2 protein-coding genes are annotated in these 5558 nt (G+C 47.4%); both read left to right on the top strand.

Features of this window, described 5'->3' with window-relative positions:
* The first annotated feature begins 1661 nt into the window (after positions 1 to 1661).
* Positions 1662 to 4361 (top strand): alanine--tRNA ligase, encoded by a 2700-nt coding sequence (gene alaS / locus JGK22_RS32365; protein WP_293314490.1) that lies wholly within the window; start codon positions 1662 to 1664, stop codon positions 4359 to 4361.
* Between the two features lie 363 nt (positions 4362 to 4724).
* The coding region (locus JGK22_RS32360) for a tetratricopeptide repeat protein (protein ID WP_293199323.1) at positions 4725 to 5558 on the top strand (834 nt) is incomplete at its 3' end.

The raw sequence follows: 5558 nt of genomic DNA, 5'->3' as shown, positions 1-5558 counted from the left end.
AGGGTCTGCTTCCTGCTTCACCCAAGGGAGTCGGCTCGCAACTTGTCCACAGGCGTAAATTCGGATGTAGCCCATCCTAATCCAAAAAACAATTCTAGCTGAAGCTTTTAGCCATGAGTCACCCACTATTTTCAGCCAATTTAACGAGTTGTGGACTTCCTTCTCGACCTTAACAGGCTGGCTAGTCCTGACAGAACTGCGGTTTACAAACCGGATAATTGAGCTTTGGTTTTCGGCATTGCAGATATTATATCAATTCTAGACTTATCTTGTTCAGCGAGCTTTGACTAAGTTTAGATAACTATTTCGCCCTGTAAGTTAACCTCTTGTACTGACTTTTCAATGATATCGCATATTGACAGTGCCTCATGCCAGAGGGCGTCAGCCACGACCAAAAACGCGCGGGCGCGATCGCCCGTTATGTATTATAGATAACTCAAAAGCTCGATCGATCGAGTCACAGCAGTCCGAGCCGAATAGCACGAATAGAGCGTCCCGCTCGAAGTGAGTTCCGCAAGCGAGCGGGGACGCTCGCACCATAACAGACTCGCGAGCGTCCCCGCTCGCAGATAAGAGCTTGTGCACAGATGCTTGCATCGGGATTCTTCCCCGTCTCCCCCTCTCCCCCTCTCCCTCTCTCCCTTTCTCCCCCTCTCCCCCTCTCCCTTTCTCCCCCTCTCCCTTTCTTCCCCGTCTCCCCGTCTCCCCCTCTCTCTTTCTCCCCCTCTTCCCATTTCCCTATAAAAAAGCGTAGGGCCCGATCGACAGCGACCAGACCCAATAATATAAGAATCTTTGATTTTCTAACAAACGAGATGTGTTTCCGGTAGAGAACAATATGCTTACTAGGGTTTACAACTTGTGCAGCTTTACTTTTAATCCGCAAGCACAATAAGTCTGACTCGACTGCGGTTTGGCTTGACTGCGCGATCGGCAGTTTCGCCACTATTCCAAGTTGTGTTCGGTTAATTTCGGCCGCGCCTGGGAATTTAGACCGGAGACACCATGTCTATATCCTTGAACTTTGCTTGTGACGCTCCTACATCAATTGCAAGCAATATGTTGTAGGCATCTGAGTCCTGTTAAGGATATCTAGATCTTCCTTCGAGATACTCCAAAATGTTTCTCTCTACGGCGTTTTATAGTGAGGAACACGTCCAGCCCCACTGTCTTTCCAATATATCAAGGATTGTTTGTTCAGGCTGTGAAGATTTCCCTGTCCTACGGAATCGGTCAACCTTCCATTTTTCACAAACCTGGCTTTCATCCCACCCCAAATTAAAAATTATCGAGAGGGGGTTCCCGCTGAACGGGCTAAATATAGCGACCTCCTGTTTCTTTCTGTCCCGGTGTCTATTGTTAAGTTAGCACGAGCTTTGGGAGGAGTAAAGCACAATTTGTAAAACTTGATAGGTCTTTACATTACTAAGTATAATGATATAAATATCCACATAGATGTAAGTTCTATTGCAATACGCTTGGGCTAAGCCCGATCCCCCCTAGCCCCCCTTAAAAAGGGGGGGACAAGAGTTTTCTCAAAGTCAACCCCTACTCTCCTTTTTAAGGGGGATGCGAGGGGATCTCCGGGCAATAAACACTATTAACTGAAGCGTATTGAGTTCTATTGCTGCTACATCTTTACATACTTAACAGTTTTTGTCATGTCTATTACTCCTAAGTCTCTCGGCGGTAGTCAAATCCGCCAAACATTCCTCGACTTTTACGCCCAGCGGGGACACAAAATCCTGCCGAGTGCTTCTTTGGTGCCCGAAGATCCGACTGTGTTGCTAACGATCGCCGGAATGCTACAATTTAAGCCGATATTTCTCGGACAGCGCACCGCAGAATCACCGCGCGCTACCACTTCACAAAAGTGCATCCGCACCAACGATATCGAAAACGTCGGCCGTACCGCCCGCCACCACACGTTTTTTGAGATGTTGGGTAACTTCAGTTTTGGGGATTATTTCAAGAAACAGGCGATTGCTTGGGCGTGGGAACTTTCCACAGAAGTTTTCGGTTTACCTGCGTCCAATTTAGTTGTTAGCGTTTTCCGAGAAGATGACGAAGCTTTTGCGATTTGGCGCGATGAAATTGGCATTCCGGGCGATCGCATTCAACGCATGGGAGAAGCAGACAATTTCTGGCAATCTGGCCCCACAGGCCCCTGCGGCCCTTGTTCCGAGATTTACTACGATTTCCACCCAGAAAGAGGCGACAATATTGACCTCGAAGATGATAGCAGGTTTATCGAATTTTATAACCTGGTTTTCATGCAGTACAATAAGGATGCAGAGGGCCATTTAACACCGCTGCAAAATCAAAATATTGATACTGGGATGGGATTGGAACGGATGGCGCAAATCCTCCAGAAAGTCCCGAACAATTACGAAACAGATTTGATTTTTCCGATCGTCCAATCGGCGGCGGAAATTGCCGGAATTGATTACCACAATAGCGATGAAAATGTCAAGGTTTCGCTGAAAGTAATTGGCGATCACATTCGGGCTGTGGTGCACATGATTGCAGACGAAATTCGCGCGTCAAATGTCGGCCGCGGTTACATTTTGCGGCGGTTGATTCGGCGGGTGGTGCGCCACGGGCGGCTGATTGGGATTCAGGGTGAGTTTACGGTGCGGGTGGCTGAAAGTGCGATCGAGCTTTCGGAAGCTGCTTATCCAAATGTGCGATCGCGGGAAGCTCAAATTAAGGCGGAATTGGCAAGGGAAGAGGCGCAGTTTCTCAAGACTTTGGAACGCGGAGAGAAGCTGCTTGAGGAAATTCTCAAAAAAGCTCTTGTGGAACAGGCGTCTCGCCTGTCGGTTTCTGGGGGCGGGCAGGATGCCCACCCCACAGTAGAAATTTCTGGACAAGATGCGTTCACGCTTTACGATACCTACGGTTTCCCCTTAGAATTGACTCAAGAAATTGCGGAAGAACAGGGAATTACTGTCGATTTAGATGGCTTTGAAGTCGCGATGAAGGAACAGCAAACTCGCGCGAAAGAAGCTCACCAAACCATTGATTTAACTGTGCAGGGTTCCTTGGATAAGTTAGCTGAGAGTATCCAGAAAACAGAGTTTGTTGGCTATACTGAATTGTCAAGTTTAGCTGAAATCAAAGTTATCTTAGTTGACGGCAAAGCTGTGGAATCAGCAGAGGCGGGAACTGAGGTACAAGTTGTTTTGAACCAAACGCCGTTTTATGCAGAATCCGGCGGACAACTTGGGGACAAAGGTTATTTGCAAAGCGGAGAGAATGGTGATAGTTTGTTGGTGAGAGTTGATGATGTAAAGAAGGAGTCGGATTTCTTCGTGCATTTCGGCTTTGTGGAACGGGGAACCCTGAAAGTTGGCGATAGTTTGACTGCGAAAATTGACAATAGCGGCCGCCGCCGAATTCAGGCTAACCACACAGCAACTCACTTATTGCAAGCAGCTTTGCGGCAAATTGTGGACGATTCAATTTCGCAAGCTGGTTCCCTGGTATCGACAGAGAGATTGCGATTTGATTTCAATTCTCCCCGCGCTGTCACAGTAGCAGAATTGCAGAAAATTGAGGATCGAGTTAATAGTTGGATTGCTGAGGCCCACGCTGCGGAAGTTGCCGAAATGCCGATCGCCCAAGCCAGAGAAAAAGGCGCCACAGCCATGTTTGGCGAGAAGTACGGCGACGTAGTGCGGGTAATCGACTTTCCCGGGGTTTCGATGGAATTGTGCGGGGGGACTCACGTCAGCAATACCGCAGAAATCGGGCTGTTTAAGATAGTCTCCGAGGCGGGGGTTGCGGCTGGTACTCGCCGGATTGAGGCGGTTTCGGGTCAAGCTGTTTTGGATTATTTGAATGTGCGTGACAGGGTTGTGCGCGATTTGGGCGATCGATTTAAAGCGAAACCCGAAGAATTGCCCAACCGGATTACTAATTTGCAGAATGAATTGAAGGATACTCAGAAGCAGTTGGCTGCTGCAAAGTCCGAATTGGCGATCGCGAAATCCGACCAGTTGCTAGCAAAAGCTGAGTCCATTGGCGAGTTCAAAATCATTGTAGCTCAATTGGGTGATGTGGATGCAGAAGCGCTGAAAACTGCGGCGGAAAGATTGCAGCAAAAGTTAGGAAATGCTGCGGTTGTTTTGGCATCAATTCCTGAACCGGACAAGGTAAGTTTGGTAGCAGCTTTTAGTCCAGAAGTTAATAAGAAAGGATTGCAAGCTGGCAAGTTTATCGGGGGAATTGCTCAAATTTGTGGCGGCAAAGGCGGCGGGCGGCCTAACTTGGCGCAGGCTGGGGGACGTGATGCTAGTAAGTTGCAGGAAGCCTTGGAAAGTGCTCGCAATCTGTTAGTTGAAGGGTTGGGTAATTAGGAAGAAACCCGGCGGTTGAAACCGCGTCTACAAAAACAAAACCCACCTCCGTGGGTTGAAGATTTTACCCAATTGATTGAGAGAAACCCGGCGGTTGAAACCGCGTCTACAAAAACAAAACCCGCCTCCGCGGGTTGAAGATTTCATCCAACGATTTTCCATCTCCGAATACCATCTTCGTCCACGGAGGTGGACATCGTTTGTGTAGACGCGGTTTCCAACCGCCGGGGCCTCTGCAATCAACCCGTAATCAATCCGTAAATCACCCCCAAATCCATCCGTTACATCCGCTACAAAATCCGCTGCCGAACTTGCCTTCCCCCAACAAATAATGTAAAATATTCCAAAAATGGGTTGTGCAAAATGAACGAAAAACGCCGCGAAGCCTATCTCAATCTGATTCAATCCCTCCTCAACTCCCCAGAAGACGAACAAATCGCCCTCCTGAAACAGAATCTAGAATTATTAGATGATGGTTTTGCCCGATATCTGCGCGAGTGGGCAACTCAAACTATCGCAGCAATGGAGTCAGAGGAAGCTACAAACATTACTCTTAATATAGTTAAATTCAGTAATTTGATTCAACAGTTTCCGCTGGGTAGCAAAAGTAGCAATATGGAAATTGCCATTGCCGGCTACGAGGCGGGATTGCAAATTTTTAAGCAAGTTACTGATGCCGAACTTTGGGCAACTATTCAAAATAATTTAGCAATTGCTTACAGTAACAGAATCAAGTTCGATAGAGGAGAGAATATCGAACGGGCGATCGAATGTTATCAAGCTGCTTTACAAGTTCTCACCCGCGCTGCTTTGCCCCAAAAATGGGCGAGGACTCAAAATAATTTAGGACTTGCTTACAGTGACAGAATCAAGTTCGATAGAGGAGAGAATATCGAACGGGCGATCGAATGTTATCAAGCTGCTTTACAAGTTCTCACCCGCGATGCTTTGCCCCAAAAATGGGCGATGACTCAAAATAATTTAGGACTTGCTTACAGTGACAGAATCAAGTTCGATAGAGGAGATAATATCGAACGGGCGATCGAATGTTATCAAGCTGCTTTACAAGTTTACACCCGCGATGCTTTGCCCCAAGATTGGGCGATGACTCAAAATAATTTAGGAAGTGCTTACAGTGACAGAATCAAGTTCGATAGAGGAGAGAATATCGAACGGGCGATCGAATGTTATCAAGCT

It is taken from the genome of Microcoleus sp. PH2017_08_TRC_O_A (genome assembly GCF_020738665.1).
Taxonomy (GTDB): Bacteria; Cyanobacteriota; Cyanobacteriia; order Cyanobacteriales; family Microcoleaceae; genus Microcoleus.
This window is presented reverse-complemented; position numbering and strand designations above follow the sequence as displayed.